Annotated in this window: 18 protein-coding genes and 1 tRNA gene; 7 read left to right on the forward strand and 12 right to left on the reverse strand. The window is 49.6% G+C overall.

Annotated elements, in window-relative coordinates:
* Positions 1 to 7: 7 nt before the first annotated feature.
* The 3 genes from BM318_RS05770 to BM318_RS05780 all read left to right on the forward strand — a co-directional run bounded on the left by BM318_RS05770 (position 8) and on the right by BM318_RS05780 (position 1,481).
* A complete protein-coding gene (locus tag BM318_RS05770; RefSeq protein ID WP_092981417.1) occupies positions 8 to 970 on the forward strand; it encodes a PorP/SprF family type IX secretion system membrane protein in 963 nt (320 codons plus the stop codon).
* 36 nt (positions 971 to 1,006) lie between these two features.
* Positions 1,007 to 1,366 carry a dihydroneopterin aldolase gene (gene folB, locus BM318_RS05775; RefSeq protein ID WP_092981418.1) on the forward strand — a complete coding sequence of 120 codons (360 nt, stop codon included), beginning with the start codon at positions 1,007 to 1,009 and terminating at the stop codon, positions 1,364 to 1,366.
* A gap of 44 nt (positions 1,367 to 1,410) precedes the next feature.
* Positions 1,411 to 1,481, forward strand: a tRNA-Cys gene (locus tag BM318_RS05780).
* A gap of 32 nt (positions 1,482 to 1,513) precedes the next feature.
* Here BM318_RS05780 and BM318_RS05785 read toward each other — a convergent pair.
* Genes BM318_RS05785 through rnr form a run of 3 tightly spaced genes read right to left on the reverse strand, consistent with a single transcriptional unit; the run spans position 1,514 to position 5,092 of the window.
* Positions 1,514 to 2,179 carry a LysE family translocator gene (locus BM318_RS05785; protein ID WP_092982092.1) on the reverse strand — a complete coding sequence of 222 codons (666 nt, stop codon included), beginning with the start codon at positions 2,177 to 2,179 and terminating at the stop codon, positions 1,514 to 1,516.
* A gap of 9 nt (positions 2,180 to 2,188) precedes the next feature.
* Positions 2,189 to 2,881: a head GIN domain-containing protein gene (locus BM318_RS05790; RefSeq protein WP_092981419.1), complete on the reverse strand. Its 693-nt coding sequence runs from the start codon at positions 2,879 to 2,881 to the stop codon at positions 2,189 to 2,191.
* A gap of 27 nt (positions 2,882 to 2,908) precedes the next feature.
* Positions 2,909 to 5,092, reverse strand: a complete 2,184-nt coding sequence (gene rnr / locus BM318_RS05795; RefSeq protein ID WP_092981420.1) for a ribonuclease R — start codon at positions 5,090 to 5,092, stop codon at positions 2,909 to 2,911.
* A 558-nt stretch (positions 5,093 to 5,650) separates the two neighbouring features.
* On the opposite strand from rnr, the gene BM318_RS05800 reads away from it, so the two are divergent.
* From BM318_RS05800 to BM318_RS05810, 3 genes are read left to right on the forward strand one after another with little or no spacing between them, the layout of a single operon-like run.
* Positions 5,651 to 6,082, forward strand: a complete 432-nt coding sequence (locus BM318_RS05800) for an RpiB/LacA/LacB family sugar-phosphate isomerase (RefSeq protein WP_092981422.1) — start codon at positions 5,651 to 5,653, stop codon at positions 6,080 to 6,082.
* 29 nt (positions 6,083 to 6,111) lie between these two features.
* Positions 6,112 to 7,023 carry a cation diffusion facilitator family transporter gene (locus BM318_RS05805; protein ID WP_092981423.1) on the forward strand — a complete coding sequence of 304 codons (912 nt, stop codon included), beginning with the start codon at positions 6,112 to 6,114 and terminating at the stop codon, positions 7,021 to 7,023.
* Between the two features lie 2 nt (positions 7,024 to 7,025).
* Complete coding sequence (locus BM318_RS05810) at positions 7,026 to 7,469, forward strand: GNAT family N-acetyltransferase (RefSeq protein WP_092981425.1); 444 nt, start codon at positions 7,026 to 7,028, stop codon at positions 7,467 to 7,469.
* Here the strand turns inward: BM318_RS05810 and BM318_RS05815 are convergent, their stop codons facing one another.
* From BM318_RS05815 to BM318_RS05845, 7 genes are all read right to left on the reverse strand, one after another.
* Positions 7,470 to 7,847, reverse strand: a complete 378-nt coding sequence (locus tag BM318_RS05815) for a hypothetical protein (RefSeq protein WP_092981426.1) — start codon at positions 7,845 to 7,847, stop codon at positions 7,470 to 7,472.
* A 102-nt stretch (positions 7,848 to 7,949) separates the two neighbouring features.
* Complete coding sequence (locus BM318_RS05820; protein ID WP_092981427.1) at positions 7,950 to 10,109, reverse strand: pyrroloquinoline quinone-dependent dehydrogenase; 2,160 nt, start codon at positions 10,107 to 10,109, stop codon at positions 7,950 to 7,952.
* A 56-nt stretch (positions 10,110 to 10,165) separates the two neighbouring features.
* The gene (locus BM318_RS05825) at positions 10,166 to 11,794 is read right to left on the reverse strand and encodes a S41 family peptidase (RefSeq protein WP_092981430.1); all 1,629 of its coding nucleotides are present in this window, start codon (positions 11,792 to 11,794) and stop codon (positions 10,166 to 10,168) included.
* Entirely contained in the window at positions 11,772 to 12,194 is a 423-nt protein-coding gene (gene rnpA / locus BM318_RS05830) for a ribonuclease P protein component (RefSeq protein ID WP_245759753.1), read from the reverse strand. The genes BM318_RS05825 and rnpA overlap by 23 nt, the downstream gene beginning before the upstream one ends.
* Positions 12,160 to 14,007 (reverse strand): M1 family metallopeptidase, encoded by a 1,848-nt coding sequence (locus tag BM318_RS05835; RefSeq protein WP_092981431.1) that lies wholly within the window; start codon positions 14,005 to 14,007, stop codon positions 12,160 to 12,162. Before BM318_RS05835 ends, rnpA begins: the two co-directional genes overlap by 35 nt.
* 24 nt (positions 14,008 to 14,031) lie before the next feature.
* Positions 14,032 to 15,675 carry a S8 family peptidase gene (locus tag BM318_RS05840; protein ID WP_092981432.1) on the reverse strand — a complete coding sequence of 548 codons (1,644 nt, stop codon included), beginning with the start codon at positions 15,673 to 15,675 and terminating at the stop codon, positions 14,032 to 14,034.
* A 142-nt stretch (positions 15,676 to 15,817) separates the two neighbouring features.
* Entirely contained in the window at positions 15,818 to 16,675 is an 858-nt protein-coding gene (locus BM318_RS05845; RefSeq protein ID WP_092981433.1) for an MBL fold metallo-hydrolase, read from the reverse strand.
* A gap of 76 nt (positions 16,676 to 16,751) precedes the next feature.
* Here BM318_RS05845 and BM318_RS05850 point away from each other — a divergent pair, with 76 nt between their 5' ends.
* Positions 16,752 to 18,587 (forward strand): cation:proton antiporter, encoded by a 1,836-nt coding sequence (locus BM318_RS05850; RefSeq protein WP_092982094.1) that lies wholly within the window; start codon positions 16,752 to 16,754, stop codon positions 18,585 to 18,587.
* Between the two features lie 30 nt (positions 18,588 to 18,617).
* On the opposite strand, the gene lepA is transcribed toward BM318_RS05850, so the two are convergent.
* Entirely contained in the window at positions 18,618 to 20,414 is a 1,797-nt protein-coding gene (gene lepA, locus BM318_RS05855) for a translation elongation factor 4 (RefSeq protein WP_092981435.1), read from the reverse strand.
* A gap of 42 nt (positions 20,415 to 20,456) precedes the next feature.
* Positions 20,457 to 21,557: a TolB family protein gene (locus BM318_RS05860; protein ID WP_092981436.1), complete on the reverse strand. Its 1,101-nt coding sequence runs from the start codon at positions 21,555 to 21,557 to the stop codon at positions 20,457 to 20,459.

Consider the following 21,557-nt stretch of genomic DNA (forward strand, 5'->3'; position numbering starts at 1 on the left):
AAGAAACATGCTGAGGAGACTGATTTTTATCGCAATAGTGCTGGGATTTTTCAGGGCAGGTGCCCAGGAATTAAATTCCCCCCAGCTCTCTCAGTATTTGGCGGATAACCCCTTTGTACTGGCTCCCACCTATGCGGGTATTGGAGACCACGTTAAGGTGCGGCTCAACGGTCTGAGCCAGTGGGTGGGGATTAAAGATGCCCCGCAAACACAATCCCTGGCAGCAGACGCCCGAATCGGAAACAAGTCGGGGCTGGGTATTTTCCTCTATAACGATAGTAATGGATATACCCGACAGCAGGGTGCCCGATTGTCTTTTGCGCACCACCTGACGCTTGATCGGTACGAAGACGAATTTCTTTCGTTTGGGATCTCGTACAACTTTAACCAGTTCCGAATCGATATTGAGGAGTTCCGGGAGGCCACAGGGTTACCCGCAAATGACCCCAGTGTAACCGACGACCGCTCCACCAGCAACCACAACTTCGATATCGGGATTATGTACCGCTATAACAAGTTTTATGTGAGCGTCAATGCCTCGAACCTGTTAGACAAGAACCTGACCACCTTTAATCCTACTTTCGAGCCCAACGAACTGCGTAACTATTACGCCTATATCGGCTACCGCTATTCTAAAAACAAGAATAGCCGTGTAGAAATAGAACCTTCTGTGCTTTATAAGTTGTTCGAAAGTGACGGACGGTCAGAAACGGACCTTAACGTTAAGGTACGCCTCTATGATTTTGAAGACTACTATTACGGGGGAATCAACTACCGCTTCCTGAACGACCAGATTGGAAAGCCGCTGTATATCGCGCCTTTCGCCGGTTTAAAGAAAAGTAACTTCTATTTCGGTTATTCCTTCCAGATAATCCTCAATGACATCCTGGCTTACAGTTATGGTACCCACGTTGTAACGGTCGGGATGGACCTCTTCCAGGGAATCAGTAACTGTCGTTGTACTTACTAGGAAATTTGGGCTAGCTTTGCAAAAAGTTTCGCCCCAATGGGAATCATCAAACTTGAAAATGTCCGCCTGTACGGCTTCCACGGCTGTTTAAAGGAGGAAGAAATGATCGGATCGGACTATCGGGTCGATCTCGAGGTTCATGCGGACCTGAGCAAGGCATCGGTTAGCGATCAGTTACAGGATACTGTAGATTACGTTCATCTGCAGCGAATAATCCGGGAGGAAATGGCGCGAAGAACCAAACTCATTGAGACTGTGGCCAAGCGAATCCTGGATCGCGTCCTGGAGGAATTGCCTCCGGTGGATTCCTGTAATATTTGCGTTTCCAAGATTAATCCTCCCATTGGAGGAGACGTCCAGCAAGTAACCGTTTGCCTGGAATCGATACGGGAATAAGTTTTACGAAACTTCGAAAAAATACTACCTTTGACGCGCATTAAGGCATCGTGGCCGAGTGGCTAGGCACAGCTCTGCAAAAGCTTGTACAGCGGTTCGAATCCGCTCGATGCCTCAAGAAAAACCCTGGGAGTTCCCGGGGTTTTTTTATTCCGATATCATCTCGATGCCCTGCTCTATGGAAAGCCGGTCCTTGGGAAGAAAGCCCTTTACAATCAAAACCACCCCACAAATCACCAACAGCACCCCGAGGCATTTTTTTACCCAGTGGATCCGGCGCCGTGTAAGCTTTCTGCGCAGTTGTTTGGCCAGCAGTATTTTGAGGATGTCCATAAAGAGGTACGCCCCTAACATGGCCGAAAAGAAAATGATGATGCGGTTGGGTTGATTCTCCAAACTCGGGCCAACAATGATGATTACCCCCAGCCAAAAGACCAGGACCCCGATATTGATAAAATTCAATAGGAATCCTTTGATGAATAATCCGAGGTAATCTGCAGAGCGCGTTTGTATTTGGGGATTGTCTTGTTTATCCTCCCGGCGAAAAATGGTAGTTACTCCATAGACAACCAGGATAACCCCTCCAAAAATGTACAAGCCGGGTTGGTTGCTTAGGTTTTCGAGTAGTTTCTGGCTGGAAAAATAAGCGATGGTTAAAAAGAGGATATCGGCCAGAACCACACCCAGGTCCAAGACCAACGCTGCACGAAAACCCCGGGTGGCACTGGTTTCGAGCAACACAAAAAAAACAGGCCCAATCATAAAGCTCAAAAAGAAGCCCAGTGGAATTGCCGCCTGTATATCGTTCCAGATCACGGTAAACTACATCCGTTTAATCGTTCCGCCAAAAACTGTTTTTTCCTCCATCTTATCGGGGTCGCCGTAAACAAGGACTTTTCCACCTGCCTTAACCACCGCCTTCACATAATCCCGTGCGTTGATTTCCGCGGTAGAGCCCGCATTTACGTTTACGGTACAAAATCCGGTAGCGAATTTGCTGCCTTTATAGATTCCTCCTGTATTGATCTGCACGTCCTGGTTGGCGGAGCTGCCCGAAGCGGTTATCATTCCTCCTGAAACAGCCTTGACCAAAAACTGGGTAACCTCGGCAGAAATCCGAATTTCGCCGCCTTCCTGGGCTTTTACTTCCAGGACTTCCTGTTTGAGCACTTTGTCAGAGGTGACCAGGGCGTCCTCATTGACGTCAATAACCTTGAGCGGACTGTTGTAGTAAAGATCTACATAGGTTCGATATCCACTGAAAATCCGGGTGATTTGCATGCGAATTTTCAAGATACCATTGGTATTGACAACAGCAACTTTATCGGTATCCTCCCCGCGTATAACAACCTGGTTCTTATCGGATGGAATGAGTTTAACGGAAATACCATCGTAGACCTTAATTTCAGAAAATACTTCTACGGTACGGGTGATTTCTCCACCCTGGGCTAATGCCTCAGCAGGGCATGGCCCCAATAGCCATAAAAACAAGATGCTTAAACCGATTTCCCGCATACCTGAAATCCTTGGTATTACCACTAATTAAGCCTTTCCTATCAACGTAAAGTCCAGGTGGCGTTTGATCAGGTCGGTATTCTTTACCATTACCTCAACTTCCTGGCCCAACTGATAGATTTTACCTTTTCGCTCGCCAATAAGGGCGTACTGCCTTTCATCAAAGGTATAATAATCATCTTTTATATCCCTGATCCGGACCATTCCCTCACATTTGTTTTCGATAATCTCCACATAGATCCCCCATTCTGTAACCCCGGATATTACTCCTTTGAAAACCGCGTCCTTATGATCGGCCATGAACTTGATCTGCATGTATTTTATCGAATCCCGTTCGGCACTGGCCGCAAGGCTTTCCATCTCCGAGCTATGTTTACATTTTTCCTGGTACGCCCTGGCATCAGGGGATTTGCCATTATTCAGGTAATGGTCGAGGAGTCGATGCACCATAACATCGGGATAGCGCCTTATGGGAGATGTAAAATGCGTATAGTAGTCAAAGGCGAGCCCATAGTGCCCGATATTCTGGGTATTATATTCTGCCTTGCTCATGCTTCGAATGGCCAGGGTGTCGACCAGGTTTTGCTCCTTCTGCCCTTTTACGTCCTCAAGCAACTTATTTAAACTGCTATTGAGGGCTTTTTTATTCCTGAAGTTCAGTTGGTGCCCAAATCGCTTTACAATGCCGTTAAGCACCATAAGTTTGTCTTCATCGGGTTGATCGTGGATACGGTAGACAAACGTCTTCTCAGGGCGTTGTTTGCCTATAAACTCAGCTACTTTGCGATTGGCGAGCAACATAAATTCTTCGATGAGCTTATTGGCATCCTTGCTCTCCTTAAAATAGACCCCGGTTGGCTCATTATCCTCGCTTAGATTGAACTTAACCTCTACTTTATCAAAAGAGATCGCTCCCTGATCCATGCGCTTCTCACGCATGATCTTAGCCAATTTATCCAGGGTAACTACAGCGTTAACTACCGCATCGCTCACCTGGTAGGCCCCTTCCCGAATCGAAATTTTTTCCGGGATCTTACCGCTTCCGGTCTCGATGATATGCTGCGCTTCCTCATAGGCAAAACGCTCATCGGAATGGGTAACCGTCCGGCCAAACCATTGTTTGGTAAGCCGCGCCTCCTGATCCAGTACAAATACCGCTGAAAAGGTGAATTTATCTTCATGAGGCCTGAGGGAACAGGCATTGTTAGACAGCACTTCCGGCAACATGGGAACTACCCGGTCTACAAGATAGACGGAAGTTGCCCGCTCATAAGCTTCTTCATCCAGAATGCTGTCCGGTTTTAAATAGTGAGCCACATCTGCAATATGAATACCTATTTCATATCCACCTTCCTCCAGTTCCCGAAAGGATAAGGCATCATCAAAATCCTTGGCATCCTTAGGGTCAATAGTAAAGGTCAGGGTAGATCGCATGTCCCTGCGTTTGGCTACCTCGTGATCGTGGATGCGGGTATCCAGGGAATTGGCATAATGCTGAACTTCTGAAGGGAATTCATAAGGCAGCCCATACTCTGCGAGGATTGCGTGAATTTCGGTATCATGCTCCCCGGGATTACCCAAGACCTCGGTTATCCGCGCATAGGGGGAATCGGCTTTATCGGGCCATTTCAGGTATTCAACGATAACCTTCTGCCGGTGTCCTGCACCGCCCAAATCTTCCAAGGGAACAAAAAAATCGGTATACATCCGATTGTCTGTAGGACGCACAAAAGCAAAAGATTTATACAAATCCACTATCCCGACAAACTGGGTCTTCCGCCGCTTGACAATAGCTACAATTTTTCCTTCGGGGCGGCTACCGCGCTGTTTCTGAAAGAGTTGTACCTCGACCTCGTCGCCATGAAAAGCCCGGTTGAGATTGGGATTGCTAACGAAGATATCCTCGTCCAAATCCTCGACGGTGATATAGGCATTCCCCTGGGAATTCATATCGACCTTCCCTGTATAGGTATCCGGTACGTAAAGTGCTTTAAACTTCCCCCTGGAAGATTCCAGGATCCGCTTTTTCTTTTTGAGTTCTTCGAGCCTTTTTATAAGCAGGTTTCTGCCTTCAGTATCATCGATCCCTAATTGAGCGCCAATCTGTTTGTAGTTAAAGCTCTGATTCGGCTTTTGCTCGAGTACGGTAAATATCCCTTTGGTTAATTCATTAATGCGCTGATTCCTTGCGCGCTTTTTCTTTTTCGACATTCAGGGTTGATTTCAATGCAAATTACAAATAATATTCCCGGGGAGTCCTCTAGCTCAGACCGAAAACCTTTTATTCACAACATATAGTATATCATATATACTTTAACTTTTAAAAAGAAAGAGTTTTGGATATGATTATTGCTTGTGAATAGCGGTATAAATACTGACTTCGAAATTTGTTTTTACAGTAATCAAAAAGAATTCAACATCGCTGTGGATATCAAGCTACTCGCTTTCAGACGTATAAATTAAATATCCACAGTGTTGATAAAATCGGATGGTCTGAAATTATGGATAAGTTCCTCCTGAAACAGCTGTTCATTACTTGCAATTCAATGTCAATTCCGAGCGCATAAATTCTGGAAAGCAGGACTTGACTTTTATAATTAGTTTATCTAGTGCAAAAAATATTCAGAATCAGACCGGCCTACTTATCAAGAGTTATTGATATTTTCCTAACAATTTGGTAACATATTAAAAGGGAGTGCTTATCGGGTGGTTTTCATTCGGAATCTTCCCCGGGCATTTGTACCTTTAAGGGGAGTTAAAAACCCAATTATGAAAGTTGCCATAGGAAATGATCACGCCGGAACAGATTATAAGCTAGCGATAATTGGGTTATTAAAATCCATGGATATCGAAATTAACAATTACGGTACCGATGGCACTGATAGCGTGGATTATCCTGATTTTATCCATCCCGTCGCAACAGATGTGGCTTCGGGGGAAGCTGCTATAGGGATTGTTATTTGTGGTTCGGGCAATGGTGCTTGTATGACGGCTAATAAGCACCAGGAAATTCGGGCGGCACTTTGTTGGAATAATGAACTGGTTTCCCTGGCACGGGAGCACAATAACGCGAACATCCTCTGTATACCCGCTCGCTTTACGGCTATTTCACAGGTATTGGAAATGGTCAAAACATTTTTGAATACCCCATTTGAAGGAGGAAGGCACCAGCGCAGAATCGAAAAGATTCCCTGTTACTAGACTTTTTTGGTAAACCCGGCATACGGGACATGGCACACCACCACCATCACGGACATCATCATCCGCCGGTTCACGGCAGGAATTTGCTGGTTACCATCTTGTTGAATATCGCCATTACGGTGGCACAGGTGATCGGTGGGTTGTTGTCGGGAAGCCTGGCACTACTCTCCGATGCACTGCATAATTTTAGCGATGTTATTTCTTTGATTATCAGCTTTTTTGCTCATAAAATTTCACACAAGGAAGCTTCGACAAACAAAACTTTTGGATACAAGCGAGCGGAAATAATCGCCGCTTTTGTCAACGCTGCTTCCTTAATCATCGTAGCCATTATTTTAATAAAAGAGGCCATTGAGCGCTTGTTGAGCCCTGAGGGTATCCATGCGACAACCGTGATCTGGCTGTCTTTATTGGGTATTGCAGCAAACGGTTTCAGTGTTTGGTTATTACGGAAGGATGCAGATCGCAACATGAACATGCGTTCGGCCTATCTGCATTTGTTTACGGATATGCTCGCTTCCATTGCTGTGCTGGCCGGCGGGCTGGCCATTTATTACTTTCAGTGGTTCTGGGTGGACCCTCTGCTTACCATTCTCATAGCATTGTATCTGGTCTATGTGGGGTATGCTTTATTGAAGACTTCTACCCGCGTTCTTATGCTCTTTACCCCCGACAGCATACAGGTTCGGGAGATTGAGGCCAGTATTATGGCTATAGAGCCCGTTAAGAACGTGCATCATGTGCATATCTGGCAGCTCAATGAGGATGAGGTACATCTCGAAGCGCATATTGATTTTAAGGAGGATATCCTGCTATCTCAATTCGATGCGATTTTGGAACAGATCGAGCGGGAAGTTTATCAGAAATTTGGCATCAATCATGTTAATATCCAGCCCGAATTCGGGAAATGCGACAGCAAACAACTCATTGTACAGGACTGACTATGGAATATAAGGTAGCCCAATTTGAATCCCTTACCCCCCAGGAGGTTTATCTGATATTACAGCTGAGGGCCGCGGTTTTTGTAGTGGAACAGGAATGTCCTTATCTGGATCCGGACGGCAAAGATCAAGAGGCCCTGCACGTTTTGGGGTTTGATGCCGGGAATTTAGTGGCATATACCCGCATCTTGACTCCCGGTAAGGATGGAGCCGATTGCAGTATCGGAAGGGTAGTCGTTGACCCCCAGCATCGGGGAGCTGGTTCTGGGCGGGAGCTGATGCTCAAATCCATGGAAACTGCGCAGGAACATTTGGGCTGCGAAAGTATTCACTTATCGGCACAGGGCTACCTCAGGGAGTTCTATGAATCCCTGGAATTTCACGCCTATGGCGAACCGTATCTGGAAGATGATATCCCACACATCGCAATGATGCGCAGGTACTGATCAGGTAATCTTGATCAGCTCCTTGTTCCCTAAATTCAACTCCTGTAAGAGGGTATTGGTGAATTTATAATGCCCGCGGAAGGTAATGATGCGGAACCGGTTACTACGGAGTCTGCTCAAGGTGTCCAGAAGTAACCATTTGGATTTTAACAAGGTTGGTTTTTCCGATTTCAGGCTAATATCGAATAAATACTTTCGCCCGTTTTTTGTCGCTGTAATGTCCGGGGTTACTGCCTTTCCAGTGCTTTGTTTGATGTAGGATTTAGGGCTTTCATACCCTTCCATGTCTGCTTTGATGTTGTCGAATCCCCGGGATTCCAAGTGCTGGACGGATTGTTCCAGCAATGCTTCGTTTTCTTGTTTTTCTATTTTGATCATAGCTAATAAAATACAAAAAACAAGGACATATGCAAGAATCTGCTTGCAATTAACATTACTTTATAGGGCTGGAAATCAGCTTATTTAGGCAGAATTTTGGGCTTATTCCAGGCCAAAAGCAAGGATGGTATTTCCCTTGGGTGTGCCCAGCTTTTCACCTCCGCAAGCCAGTACAATAAATTGCTTGCCACCTGAAGTGTAGAGCGCAGGGGTGGCGAAAGCGGGAGCCGGTAATTTATACTCCCACAACAGGGCACCAGAATCGCGATCAAATACCCGGAAATAGCCATCTTTGGTTGCGGCGATAAAGAGCAGGCCGTTTTCGGTGATTACCGGCCCCCCGTAGTTTTCCGTTCCGGTCGGAGGCTGCCCTTCCGCTTTCAGACTTTCGGTATCTCCCAGGGGGATTTGCCATAGATATTCCCCGGAATTCATGTCCACAGCATGCAAGGTGCCCCAAGGGGGATTTATACCCGGCAGGCCATTGGCATCTAAAAATTTGTGATAACCCCGGTGTTGATAGGGTACTTGTGCATTCAGGTTCGGGCCAGCGTCTACCACCTCTTGTTTTTCGGCGCTTTCCGCCCCTTTTGATTCGGTTTCCAGGAGGAATTCTCCCAGGGCAATTCGCGATAAGCTGTCGATATGAGGAAATCCTGGCATCATTCCCTTACCGCCTACAATAAGGGTTTCAAGCCCCTCCTGATTCATCCGTTCTCCCAGTGCTCGGAGGTCCGGATAACCACTTTCCGGAACCCCGGAACGATCGGGCTGGTGGCAAATGGCACAGTGTACCCGGTAAAGCTGTTCCCCAGGGGAAAGCTCAGAAACATCTTCGGTTTCGTCTAGCTGGAGAAACCAGGCCATTTCATTGGAGTTAACATAAAGGATTCCACGATTGGGATCTGCAGCTGCACCACCCCATTCGGCGGCGCCATCGTATCCCGGTAGCAGGAATACGGGTTCAGTAGATGGCGGGGCGTACCAACGTCGGTCTGCATTTTGAAACTGATGCAGGAGTTCTTCCTGGTTTGGGGCATACGGGCTAATGTCATTTTCGGTTAAATCCTGCGCCTGCCGCGCAAAGGGCTCGGGTTTTACGGGCTTTGGCTGTGTAGTCCAGGCCGATTCTCCGGGTAGTTTCGAAGGGGGGACGGGTACCTCCTCTATCTCAAAAAGCGGGGTACCATCCCGGCGATCAAAGAGGAAAATAAAACCCTGTTTCGTTACCTGTGCTACAGCCGGGATCTCTTTTCCGTCGCGGACAACGGTCAAAAGGTTTGGTGGGGCAGGAGGATCCCGATCCCAAATGTCGTGGTGCGTAAACTGAAAGTGCCATAGGCGTTCTCCGGTGTTGGCATCCAGGGCTAAAAGGGTGTTGGCAAACAGGTTTTGGCCCAGGCGAACGCCGCCATAAAAATCAGGGGCGGCGGAACCCGTTGGCACATAGAGGATTTCCCGTTGGGCATCAAGCGCCATACCCGCCCAGTTGTTGGCTCCGCCCACCACGGATCCCTGCAGGGCATCCTGGTCCTCCCAGGTCTCGCTTCCCGGACCACCGGGTTCAGGAAGGGTATTAAATCGCCATTTCACCTCCCCGGTTCTAACGTCAAATGCGAGGATGTTTCCCGGGGCTGCCCCGGCTCCTTCACCAACGCGTAGCGGCATCACAATCAAGTCTTTGAATATCGTTCCCGGTGTTGTGGAGGAAACGAAGCGGTCCCGGGCCCAGGAGGGGAGTCCGGAACGCAGATCAACCTGCCCATTCTCGCCGAATGTGGGAATGGGGGTGCCGGTAAGGGCGTCTAAGGCTATAAGCTGTTCTCCCCGGGTAAAGAATATTCGCCGATCACTGCCATCGGACCAGTAACTCACTCCGCGGCTCGTGGCGTACCAGGCCCTTAGGGTGTCGCCATGAATCCATTGCAATTCCCCACTTCTGGCGTCGAGTGCAAAAGGGCGCATTGCTGCACTAACCCCAAACAACAAGGTGTCTACCACCAACGGATTCATTTGCATTTGCCCCCAATCCGGACTTTCGAAACTCCAGACCGGCTTCAATTCCGCGATATTTTCCCGGGTAAATTCGTTTAAAGTGGAAAAGTGGGACCTTCCTGGGTCGCCGAGGTAATGGGACCAGTCGGTGTAATAGGCTGCCGGGGCTTCTGCCACAGATTCCGAATCGGTAGTATCTGCACAACTCAGCAGCAGGACGCCGCTAAGGATGCATAAAACTAAAGGCTTTAAGAAATACGATTTCATGAGAATTGCGTGTAAAGTAAGGCAACGGCTTGTGCCTTAAATTACTCAATTCTCAATTACTGCAGGATATCCCGATACTTCGAGGTGTCGGCCAGCAAATCCCGGGCAGCCGCAATGGCGGTATCCCCATTGATATAGTACGCATACAGGCCTTCCCGGTAAAAGTACCTTTTGACGATCTCATCCTGGAGTTGCTTTTTGATTTCCGGCTTGTATTTGCGGATGGCGTCTAGTTTGGCAGCTTCGACAGCCTCCAGCAAGGATTCCATATCCGATTCAATAGCCGAATTGAAAACCGCCTCCTCCTTGGCGGTGAGGGCGTCCCGCAGCGCTTTTTCCGTCTTGGTTTCAAAAGCAAAATCACTGGCGCCGACCGAGGAAATAAAGTCTTCAAAATCTTTATCGGAGAGCTCAAAGCCCGCAGCATCTTCCATGGTGTGGCTGTAGTAATAATCCGTGGCGTAGTCAAAGATCAGGTGCTGATCGAGCAGCGCCCGGATCAGGGGGTTAGTTCCCAGGGCTCCCGCTTCGAGGTCGGGCATTACCCCACCACCATCTTGTACGCTCCGTCCATTACGGGTTTTAAACTCTTGAAATTGTGTGTTGCGTATCGCCTTCCCGCTTTCGTCCCGATTGCGGTAATCCAGCGCCTGGATACAGCGGCCCGATGGGGTATAATAACGGCTAATGGTAACTTTTAATTGAGTGCCATAGGTGAGTTTCAGTGGGCGTTGCACCAGCCCTTTTCCAAAACTCCGTGCACCCAGCACTACCGCCCGGTCCAGGTCTTGCAAGGCTCCGGCAACGATTTCACTGGCCGAAGCACTCCTGCCATCGACCAGGATGGCCAGGGGAATCTCGGTGTCCACAGCTTTTCTTCGGGTCTTGTATTCCTGGTTGAATTTTTCAACATTGGACTTCGTCGTCACAATGCGCTCCCCTTTAGGAACGAATAAATTGGTGACATTAATAGCTTCTGAAAGCAGGCCCCCCGGGTTTCCACGCAAATCCAGGATTATCCGTTGCGCCCCTTGCTCTTTCAAATCCCTCAGGGCCGACTCGGTTTGTTCTGAGGCTTTGGAATTGAAACGGGAAAGCACGATATAACCGGTTTGAGGGTCGGCCATTCGGTAGAAGGGTACCGCATCGACCTCGATTGCGCCCCTTTTAACCTCGGTGGTTTTAACTTCCCCCTGCCTTTTGAAGGTCAGGGACACCGAAGAGTTATTTGCTCCTTTTAGTAATTCGGTGGCGTCGTCCCGGAAATCCGCAACAGAGATATTGCCGATACTCAGGATTTCATCTCCGGCTTTTAAACCGGCTTCATCGGCGGGATACCCCTTGTAGGGTTCCACGATGACCATCCGATCCTGATAGGAGCGCACCAGGGCTCCGATTCCAGAATACTCCCCGGCATTACTGATTTTATACGCCTCTACATCCTGCTCGTTCAGATACACGGTATACGGATCCAGCTCCGAGAGCATGTTTTTGATCGCGCTATCCATGAGTTCTGCGGGATTGGTCTCATCCACGTAGTTCATGTTCAGCTCCTTGAAGAGGGTGGTGAAAATTTCGATCTGCTTGGCGATTTCAAAGAAGTCGCTCTTAAAACTGGCGGTGGTAACCAGGATTCCAAACGCCAGTACAGGTACGAGAATTTTACGTTTTAGCAGATGCTTCATGATGGAGGAATTTGTCGATAAGTTCGCTCAGTGCTGCACTTATTTCAGCATTTTCGGGCAGTTCCTTACCAAGGTATAAAATAACCAACGCATAGCTTCCCTCCGTATTGTTAAAAACCTCCTGCTTTTTATGCCGGTAATGTTCCCGCAACAGGCGCTTGATTCGGTTCCGGTCTACTGCCTTCGGGAAGCGTTTTTTAGGCACTGAAATCCCAACCTGAATCCGGGAGTCCAGCGCGTGCCCGGATTTCAGGTAGTAGAGTTGCAGGGGGAAGCTTTTAAGCCTCTTCCCTTGCTCAAATACAGCGCTCCATAGCTGTTTGTGCGTTAACCGTTCACTTTTCGGGAAATTCAGGCCGGACATTTCATTCTCCCGCTTGCCAGAAATTGTTTTCGGCATCGACGTCCGCCATAAGGCTGGAAGGATCTATGACGAGGGCTTCGATCTCACCAATTGGCTTATCGATTAGGAACTCATAGCGCGGTTGCGCCCAGGGCCAATCCCCCAGCACCTCCCGTTGCATCCCTGGATAGGGATTCTCCTTCTCTCCCCGCATCATACGCAGGGGAAGGTAGTAGGACATGCGCGAACCGTCTTTAAAAGCGGCCACCAGGTCAATAGGCATAGGCATCAGGCCTTTGCGACTGAGCACTACACGGGTTTGGTCCCCTTCGGCGGTTACAGATTCCAGGACATAATCAATGGTATTTGTGGTCTGTGCAAAATCGGTCAGATACCAACCCAATTGCATTCCACTCACCTTCTCCGCAGTGCGGATAATGTCGTTAGGCGTTGGGTGTTTAAACTTAAAGTCGTCATAATAACGGCGTATGGTCTGCATAAGTTTATCCTGCCCGATCACGTAGCCCAACTGCGCCAGGAACACGGCCCCTTTACTGTAGGCTGAAACGCCATACCCGGTATTGAAATCGTAGCGGTCGGCATGGGTGGTCAGCGGCTGTTCCCGCCCGGAGTTTACCAGGTAGTAGTAATTGCGGTAGGATCCGGCGAATGGGTTTTCTTCGCCACGATCCATGATTTCGTTCATACACAGGGAGGAGATAAACGACGTGAAGCCTTCATCCATCCATTCGTGTTTGGACTCATTGGTCGCCAGGACATGCTGGAACCAGCTGTGCGCCATCTCGTGCACGGTAACCCCCACAAGGCTCCCAAATTGACGGTTACCCGTAATCAGGGTGCTCATGGCATATTCCATTCCCCCGTCACCGCCCTGTACAACAGAGTATTGTTTATACGGATAAGGCCCGATGTTCCGGTTAAAGAAAGCCAGGGTTTCCGCAGTTTTGGGTTGGAGGTTTTTCCAGTTTTCCAGGATTTCAGGATCGTCCTTGTAGAAGAAATGCAGGGTCGTACCGCTTTCTGTTTCCAGGGTATCGTGCCGGTATTCCGGATCTGCAGCCCACATGAAATCATGCACCATAGGCGCCTTGAAATGCCAGGTCAGGGTTTTCCCCCTCGGCTTCGCCACCGTAGTGCCCGGAGCCTCGTACCCATGACCTATCTCCTGGGGGTTTTGCAGGTATCCGCTTCCTCCCACCACATAGTCTTTGTCAATGGTTAGTTTCAGGTCAAAGTCCGCCCAAACCCCGTGGAACTCCCGGGCGATATAGGGGTCGTCGTGCCAACCTTCAAAATCGTACTCGGCCATTTTAGGATACCACTGACTCATGGAAAGGGCAACCCCTTCTGCATTGTTGCGCCCAGAACGCCGGATCTGTACGGGGACCTGCCCTTCAAAGGACATTTCAAAGGTAGTTTTACTCCCCGGCAAGATAGGCTTGGCAAGGGGAACAACCAGCACGGTACCTTCCAGTACAGGTTGCAGTTGGGCTCCATCCTGACTTAAAGAGGAAGCGCGCAAAAATCCGATCTCGTCAGGTTTTAATGCGGCGATACGGCTGTTCCCGTCCCGCGCCATCCGGCCATCCGGATCTTCAATGGCCTGCAGGCGCATATCCATTTCGCTACCCGGTTGGAAGGCGTTGAAATACATATGGTAAAACACCCGGTTGAGGGTATCGGGGGAATTGTTCGTATAGGTAAGGACCTGCGTTCCGGTGTAACCAAAAGTTTCGACGTCCATGGTTACTTCCATCTTATAGTCGGCGTGCTGTTGCCAGTAGCCGTTATTGCCTTGGGCGGAAACAATTGCGGAACAAAGCAGGGTGAATATTACAAGTCGATTCATGAGTTTTCGGATGTGTTTGCGATTTTATTTACTTAATGATTCTACTCCCTGGCTCACCTTTTCGGCCAGAATCAGGGCATTGTACAAGTTGGCGATTTTACCGCTTTTGGAAGCTTCGGCAAAAGGCCGGGTTACGCTTCCACCTTCCCCCAGGACCACCGGGGTTTTCAGCGTGAGCCCGGAATCCATGATAATTTGCTTGATCTCCGAAGCGCTGAAGCTGGGATAGCGGGATCGGAGCACGGCAGCGATTCCGGCAACTCCGGGCGAAGCCATAGAAGTTCCTCCCAGATATTCGTACTTACTGTAAGGTACCGTGGAGTAAATGTCACCACCGGGCGCATAGATATCCACCGTCACTCCTCCATAATTAGAAAAAGAAGACACCACCTCTGAACCGTAGTCGCTGTCCAGGGACCCTACTGTCAGGACATTATTTACGTATTCCGGCCCGGTGCCCACCTGGTCGTGTGGGAAGTGGAGGTTTTCCGGCTTGTCCAGGTCCAGGGCGTCATTACCTGCTCCCTGAACAAAAAGCACATCGTTTTCAGCCGCATATGTCAGGGCTTCCTTGACCCAATCGCTGTTTGGCGAAAAGGGTTTCCCGAAACTCGCGTTGATAATTGAGGCGCCGTTATCTACGGCGTACCGAATAGCCAGTGCAATGTCTTTGTCGTATTCGTCCCCGTCTGGGATAGCCCTTAGCGCCATAATTTCGACATCATCGGCCACACCCTGTGCGCCTTTGCCGTTATTGCGTTCAGCAGCGATAATTCCGGCTACGTGGGTGCCATGGTCTTCCGAGGCCTCCTTTGGGCTTGGATCGCCGTTTCCATAGGCGCGATCCGAAAAGTCATAAGGGTTATCTCCCACGGCCTCCCGACCGTTGAAGTCTACATTGAAGTGATAATTCAGGCGTCCGGTAAAATAGGTGATACCATCCCGGAGTTGTTCCATTACCGCATCGATAGTGTCTTCAAAACTGTACATCTGCCGCAGCACAGAGACGTGTTGTGCCAGGGTCTGATCCGTTGTTTTGATACCCATTACATCGGACTTGGTATAGGTGTCTTTTTTCAGATGGGCTTTTACCGCCTTATCGGCGTTTTCGACCGCCTGCAGGATTTGTTCGTAGCGCTGCTTGTTGCTCTGAGTTTCGGCCCGGTCGGCATCCAGCCGTTGTCTGGCCCTGGCCTGAAGGGAAGCATCCCCCAGCTTAAGGCGGAGAATGCGGGCGGCTTCCATCTGCTCGTGATGGCTTTCCCCCAGGAAATTATATCCGTGGACATCATCGACATAGCCATTGTTGTCGTCGTCTTTTCCATTTCCCGGGCGTTCACCACGGTTCGTCCACAAGACGCCGTCCAGATCTTCATGCTCCAGATCTATGCCTGTGTCGATGACTGCAACCACAACGGTTTGGCTTTTCAGTTTACCCAGTAGTTCGGCATAGGCGCGATCTACACTCATTCCGGGAATGGTGTCTGTAATGAGGTCGGCCTTATTCCAGCGCTGTTTTTCAGTTTCGGAAAGTTCGGCCACCTTGAGGGGGACCTGATCGATTTGTTCCATTGGGGTTTGCACCAACTGGGTGCCCCCGCAAGCCGACAGCAGTATCGCTCCGGACAGGAGATAGAACTTCCTTAAGGGAAGCAATGGGGTCTTCATAGATATTACAATTAAACTGCGGGACGCTGGAAGGCTAGGTTACTGGATTTGGCTGCCCCCGCCCATTGAGATGGGATGCTATTCGCACGTGAAGCAGCTCTTGACTTTCGTCCCTTATTCATACAGTCGCAAGTTACGAATTTCAAAGCACTTCCTGTAGTGGAAAGGTACGGTCGAGCCGAACGCCTTTTTCGGTTTCTTTTACCGTGCAGCACATGTTGTGGGCGTCATGCTCAAAAAAGAGGATAAAATTTTCCTGTGCCGCACGCTTCAGAAAGGCTCCTTTTTCACCCAGCGTAAGTAAGGGCCGGGTGTCGTAGCCCATTACATAAGGCAGGGGGATGTGACCTACCGTTGGCAGTAAATCGGCCATAAACACCAGGGTTTGCCCGTTGTAACGGATGTGGGGAATCATCTGTTTGTCGGTATGTCCGTCGACGTAGAGAATACCAAAACCCAATTCGCTTTCGGGCTGGTACGCATCGGGTCCACGGTCTACAAAATGGAGTTGTCCGCTCTCCTGCATGGGTAGGATATTCTCTTTCAGGAAGGAGGCCTTTTCCCGTGCATTGGGCTGGGTTGCCCAGGCCCAATGGTCCCGGTTGCTCCAGAATTTAGCCCTGGGGAAGGCGGGCCGGTATCCGCTGCGGTCATCGTTCCACTCAATACTGCCCCCGCAGTGGTCAAAATGCAGGTGGGTCAGGAAAACGTCAGTGATGTCTTCACGGCTGAATCCGGCTATATTCAGGGAGCGATCCAGAGAGTGTGGCCCCCACTGATAGTAATAACTGAAGAACTTTTTGGATTGCTTATTGCCCAGACCAGTATCGATCAGGACAAGCCGGTCTCCGTCTTCGATCAGGAGGCTGCGCGCTGCCAAATCGATCATGTTGTTGGCATCTGCCGGATTGGTGCGTTGCCAGAGGCTCTTGGGGACAACGCCGAACATGGCACCGCCGTCTAGCTTAAAATTTCCGGTTTCGATAGGGTAGAGCGTCATTTGTTTTTTCCTGTAGTCGCTCGAAGTTACGAATTCCCTATTTTTGGAATTCTACCATTTTGAAACTGACCAACTGATGATTGAAATAGCGGGCATAGTAATACTGGGAATTATAGCTCAGTGGGTAGCCTGGCGCCTGAAGCTTCCTGCAATCCTCCCGCTTATCCTCATTGGGTTGTTAGTGGGTCCGATATCTACACTGTACACAGAAGACGGCACCAAACTTATTGAGCCTATTTGGAACGGACAAAAAGGACTGTTCCCGGGGGACGGCCTGTATTATTTTGTATCGCTGGCCATCAGCATTATCCTGTTCGAAGGGGGCCTGACCCTCAAGAAATCTGAGGTAGCCAATGTAGGGCCGGTAATCACCAAACTTATAACAATTGGAACGCTGGTTACCTTTTTTGGGGCGGGTATTGCCGCCCATTTCATCTTTGGGCTTAGCTGGCAGATTTCGTTTTTATTCAGCGCGCTGATCATCGTAACAGGCCCAACTGTAATCACGCCTATACTGCGTAACATCCCCCTGAAAAAAGACTTGTCCGCCGTATTGAAGTGGGAGGGGATCCTCATCGACCCTATAGGGGCTCTGGCTGCAGTACTCGTCTTTGAATTTATCAGTGTTGGAGAAGGGCAGGAGTACACGATGACGGCCCTGATCGAATTCGGGAAGATCCTGCTTTTTGGTTTCACCTTCGGGTTCACCTTTGCGCACGGGCTGGCCTTTGCCATCAAACGCAATTTTATACCGCATTACCTGCTCAACGTAGTATCCCTTTCGGTGGTGCTGCTGGTGTTCGTGGAGTCCGATATTTTTGCCCATGAGTCGGGGCTGCTGGCCGTGGTGGTTATGGGCCTGGTCATGGGGAATATCAACCTGCCTAACATCAAAGAGCTGCTCTATTTCAAGGAATCCCTGAGTGTTTTATTGATATCCATTCTGTTTATCCTGTTGGCGGCGAACATCCAGTTAGAAGACATGCAATTGGTCTACAATTGGAAGATGGCTGCACTTTTCCTGGTTATCGTCTTTTTGATCCGGCCACTTGGGGTCTTTTTAAGTGCAGCTGGAAGTGATTTGAAAATGAGGGAAAAGCTCTTTATCGGTTGGGTAGGCCCAAGGGGAATTGTCGCTGCCGGTATCGCCTCGCTTTTTGGATCCAAGTTATTGGCCGCCGGAGAACCCGGGGCAGAATATATCACGCCCCTGGTCTTTACCATTGTATTGGGGACGGTCCTGCTCAATGCCACTACAGCCCGTCTGTTTGCCAAGCTGGTTGGAGTATTCCTGAAGAAATCCGAGGGTATTTTGATTGTCGGCGCTTCCAAGCCGGCCCGCCTTATCGCCCAATACCTGCAAAAGAACAACCGGCACGTTGTGCTGATCGACAGCAACCCAACCAATGTAAAGAAGGCCAAAAATCTTGGGTTGGATGCACTCAATGAGGACATTTATTCCGACACGCTTAAGGACAATATTGAGCTTAGCGATGTGGGTTACTTAATGACCATGACTCCCAACGCGGACATCAACCGCTACGCCATGGAAAAATTCCAGGATCAGTTTGGGGAGCACGGCTCTTTTCGCCTGGTCGATGCCGACGAGATGAACGATCCTGAAAACAATCCCAAGGAAGGCCTGTTTTCGCATACAGACGACTTTGTAAAACTCATGGAAGCGGCTCGCCGGAATCCATCGGTCAATGAAATAGACCTCAAGGACACACAGCACTACGAGGGGCTTATCGAAATCACGAAGGCAGACGACAACATTATCCCGCTCTTCCTGAAGGAGCCCGGAGGAGACCTCATCATAATCCCGTCCTTCTCCAAGGACTTCACCGATATTACTGAAGGCTATAAATTGGTATACCTGGGTCAGGTGATTGACAACGACAAGGAGGAATAGCGGAGTCGTGAGGACGCCAGACTAAGGGAATTAATCGTTTAGCTTCAGGACAGCCATAAAGGCCTGCTGCGGGATTTCTACATTCCCGATTTGGCGCATCCGCTTTTTACCCTTCTTCTGTTTCTCCAGTAGTTTACGCTTCCGGCTGATATCACCTCCATAACACTTGGCGGTTACATCTTTGCGAAGCGCCTTAATCGTTTCCCTCGAAATAATTTTGGCGCCGATAGCTGCCTGGATCGGGATGTCGAATTGCTGTCTTGGGATGAGCTCCTTGAGCTTTTCACACATCTTTTTCCCGATGTCGTAGGCATTGTCAAAATGCACCAGGGCAGACAGGGCGTCTACAGGCTGGGCATTCAGCAGGATATCCACCCGCACCAGTTTGGAGGTGCGCATGCCGATAGGGCTATAATCAAAGGAAGCATACCCCTTGGAAACCGTTTTCAGGCGGTCGTAAAAATCAAAGACAATTTCGGCCAGGGGCATATCAAAGGTGAGCTCTACCCGGTCCTGGGTCAGGTAGGTTTGCCCGGTAATCTGCCCGCGCTTATCAATACAAAGCGACATTACATTGCCTACGAAATCTGCCTTGGTGATAATCGTTGCCTTGATGTAGGGCTCTTCCACATGGCTTAAGGTGGAAGGCTCCGGCAAGTCGGAAGGATTGTTCACGATCAAGGGGGTTTCGGGCTCCTTAGTCGTGTACGCCAGGTAACTCACGTTGGGCACCGTCGTGATTACAGTCATGTCGAATTCCCGTTCCAGGCGTTCCTGGATAATCTCCATGTGGAGCATCCCCAAAAATCCACATCGGAATCCAAAGCCCAGTGCCGCACTGCTTTCCGGCGCAAAGACCAGCGAAGCATCGTTGAGCTGCAGCTTCTCCATGGAAGAGCGCAATTCTTCAAAGTCTTCGGTGTCTACAGGATAGATTCCTGCGAAAACCATCGGCTTGACATCCTCAAATCCGGCAATTGCCTGCGTAGTAGGGTTGGCGGCATCGGTGATCGTGTCTCCCACCTTTACTTCCCGAGCATCTTTGATCCCGGTGATGAGGTAGCCCACATCTCCAGTGGAAATTTTCTGCTTGGGCTGTTGCTTGAGCTTTAAGGTTCCGATTTCGTCGGCGTCGTATTTTTTCCCGGTGGCCACGAATTTGATATTCTGGCCTTTTTTGATTTCCCCGTTCATGACCCGGAAATAGGTTTCCACCCCGCGGAAAGGATTGTAAACCGAATCAAAAACCAGGGCCTGCAAGGGGGCGGAAGGATCTCCTTCCGGAGCCGGGACCCGCTCAATAATGGCTTTCAGGATATCGGCAATACCCAGGCCGGTTTTGGCGCTGGCTGGAATAACTTCCTCCGGTTTACATCCCAACAGATCTACAATGTCGTCGGTTACTTCCTCCGGATTGGCGCTGGGCAAATCCACTTTGTTCAGTACCGGGATAATTTCGAGGTCGTTTTCCAGGGCGAGGTAGAGGTTGGAAATGGTTTGCGCCTGGATACTCTGGGCGGCGTCGACTACAAGCAGCGCGCCTTCGCAAGCGGCGATAGACCGGCTTACCTCATAGGAAAAGTCTACGTGGCCCGGAGTATCGATGAGATTCAGCACGTAGGTTTCCCCTTCATAGACATATTCCATCTGGATCGCGTGACTCTTGATCGTAATACCGCGTTCCCGTTCCAGATCCATATTGTCGAGCAGCTGGTCCTGTTTCTCCCGATCGGTTACCGAACCGGTATGGTCCAGCAGCCGGTCGGCCAGGGTGCTTTTCCCATGGTCAATGTGGGCGATGATGCAAAAATTCCGGATGTGCTTCATGCAGGGCTATAAACTAGGGCGCAAAGATAGCAGATTGCGGGCTCAATCCTGCCATTCGGCAATAAACAAATTCGTATCCCGGGTCCCTCCATTATTGCGGTTGCTGGAGAAAACCAGGTACTTTCCGTCATTGGAGAAAACAGGGAAGGCATCAAAGGTCTTACCGTGGGTTACCCGCTTTAATCCGGTTCCGTCCGTTCCGATCATGTATAAATTAAACGGGAATCCTCCCTCAGCCTCATAATTGCTGGCAAAGAGCACGCGATCCCCATCAGGATGAAAGAACGGACACCAGTTGGCATTACCCAGAAAAGTTAGCTGCCGCAGGTTGTCCCCATTGGCATCGCAAATAAACAGCTCCATATTTGTGGGCATCACCAGACCTTCGGCCAGTAAGGACTTGTATTCTTCGATCTCAGCCTCCGTTTTTGGGCGGGAGGCCCGGAAAATAATCTGGGAACCATCGGGGGAGAAAAACGCACCCCCATCGTAGCCCAGTTCATCGGTAATTTGTTGTACATCGGAGCCATCGATGTTCATGGTGTATAATTCCAGGTCCCCGCTCCGATCGGAGGTAAAGACTATTTTATCGCCCTTAGGGGAAACAGTAGCTTCGGCATCGTAGCCCGGAGAATCCGTAAGCTGAGCCGTGATGTTACCCTGGAGGTCGGCGGCGAAAATATCGAAGCTATCGTAAACAGGCCATACGTATTTACCATTGACTCTCAGGGGGACTTCCGGGCAGGGATCTCCGGCCAGGTGCGTTGAGGCATAGACCACATGCTCGTTGTCCGGAAGGAAATAGCCACAGGTTGTACGCCCTAATCCTGTGCTGACCATGGGCGGTTTGTGATCTTCAAAACGCTCCCGGGCGCCCATTACGAACATCTGATCACACTCCAGCCCCCACTCGGAATAGTTCGATTGGAAAATCAACTGCTGATCGTCAAAGCTCCAGTAGGCTTCGGCATTATCTCCTCCAAAAGTTACCTGCCTCAGGGATTTGAAATGCGTTTCTCCCGGGTAAATGAGGGTATCCGAATCCATAGCCATCAGGCTTTCTCCAGCATCTTCTCCCGCTTTGGGATTTTCTTTGCAGGACAGGATTAAAAAGGCGATCAGGAAGAGGAGTGAAATTCTCAT

The sequence above is a fragment of the Robiginitalea myxolifaciens genome, assembly GCF_900115205.1.
GTDB classification, from domain to species: Bacteria; Bacteroidota; Bacteroidia; order Flavobacteriales; family Flavobacteriaceae; genus Robiginitalea; species Robiginitalea myxolifaciens.

Coding starts and splice junctions, on each gene's coding strand:
- BM318_RS05840 (WP_092981432.1), bottom strand. CDS start 15,675: ATGAAGACCCCATTGCTTCCCTTAAGGAAGTTCTATCTCCTGTCCGGA.
- BM318_RS05815 (WP_092981426.1), bottom strand. CDS start 7,847: ATGATCAAAATAGAAAAACAAGAAAACGAAGCATTGCTGGAACAATCC.
- BM318_RS05800 (WP_092981422.1), top strand. CDS start 5,651: ATGAAAGTTGCCATAGGAAATGATCACGCCGGAACAGATTATAAGCTA.
- BM318_RS05770 (WP_092981417.1), top strand. CDS start 8: ATGCTGAGGAGACTGATTTTTATCGCAATAGTGCTGGGATTTTTCAGG.
- BM318_RS05805 (WP_092981423.1), top strand. CDS start 6,112: ATGGCACACCACCACCATCACGGACATCATCATCCGCCGGTTCACGGC.
- BM318_RS05845 (WP_092981433.1), bottom strand. CDS start 16,675: ATGACGCTCTACCCTATCGAAACCGGAAATTTTAAGCTAGACGGCGGT.
- BM318_RS05835 (WP_092981431.1), bottom strand. CDS start 14,007: ATGAATCGACTTGTAATATTCACCCTGCTTTGTTCCGCAATTGTTTCC.
- lepA (WP_092981435.1), bottom strand. CDS start 20,414: ATGAAGCACATCCGGAATTTTTGCATCATCGCCCACATTGACCATGGG.
- BM318_RS05825 (WP_092981430.1), bottom strand. CDS start 11,794: ATGAAGCATCTGCTAAAACGTAAAATTCTCGTACCTGTACTGGCGTTT.
- BM318_RS05860 (WP_092981436.1), bottom strand. CDS start 21,557: ATGAGAATTTCACTCCTCTTCCTGATCGCCTTTTTAATCCTGTCCTGC.
- rnr (WP_092981420.1), bottom strand. CDS start 5,092: ATGTCGAAAAAGAAAAAGCGCGCAAGGAATCAGCGCATTAATGAATTA.
- rnpA (WP_245759753.1), bottom strand. CDS start 12,194: ATGCCGAAAACAATTTCTGGCAAGCGGGAGAATGAAATGTCCGGCCTG.
- BM318_RS05820 (WP_092981427.1), bottom strand. CDS start 10,109: ATGAAATCGTATTTCTTAAAGCCTTTAGTTTTATGCATCCTTAGCGGC.
- BM318_RS05850 (WP_092982094.1), top strand. CDS start 16,752: ATGATTGAAATAGCGGGCATAGTAATACTGGGAATTATAGCTCAGTGG.
- folB (WP_092981418.1), top strand. CDS start 1,007: ATGGGAATCATCAAACTTGAAAATGTCCGCCTGTACGGCTTCCACGGC.
- BM318_RS05810 (WP_092981425.1), top strand. CDS start 7,026: ATGGAATATAAGGTAGCCCAATTTGAATCCCTTACCCCCCAGGAGGTT.
- BM318_RS05790 (WP_092981419.1), bottom strand. CDS start 2,881: ATGCGGGAAATCGGTTTAAGCATCTTGTTTTTATGGCTATTGGGGCCA.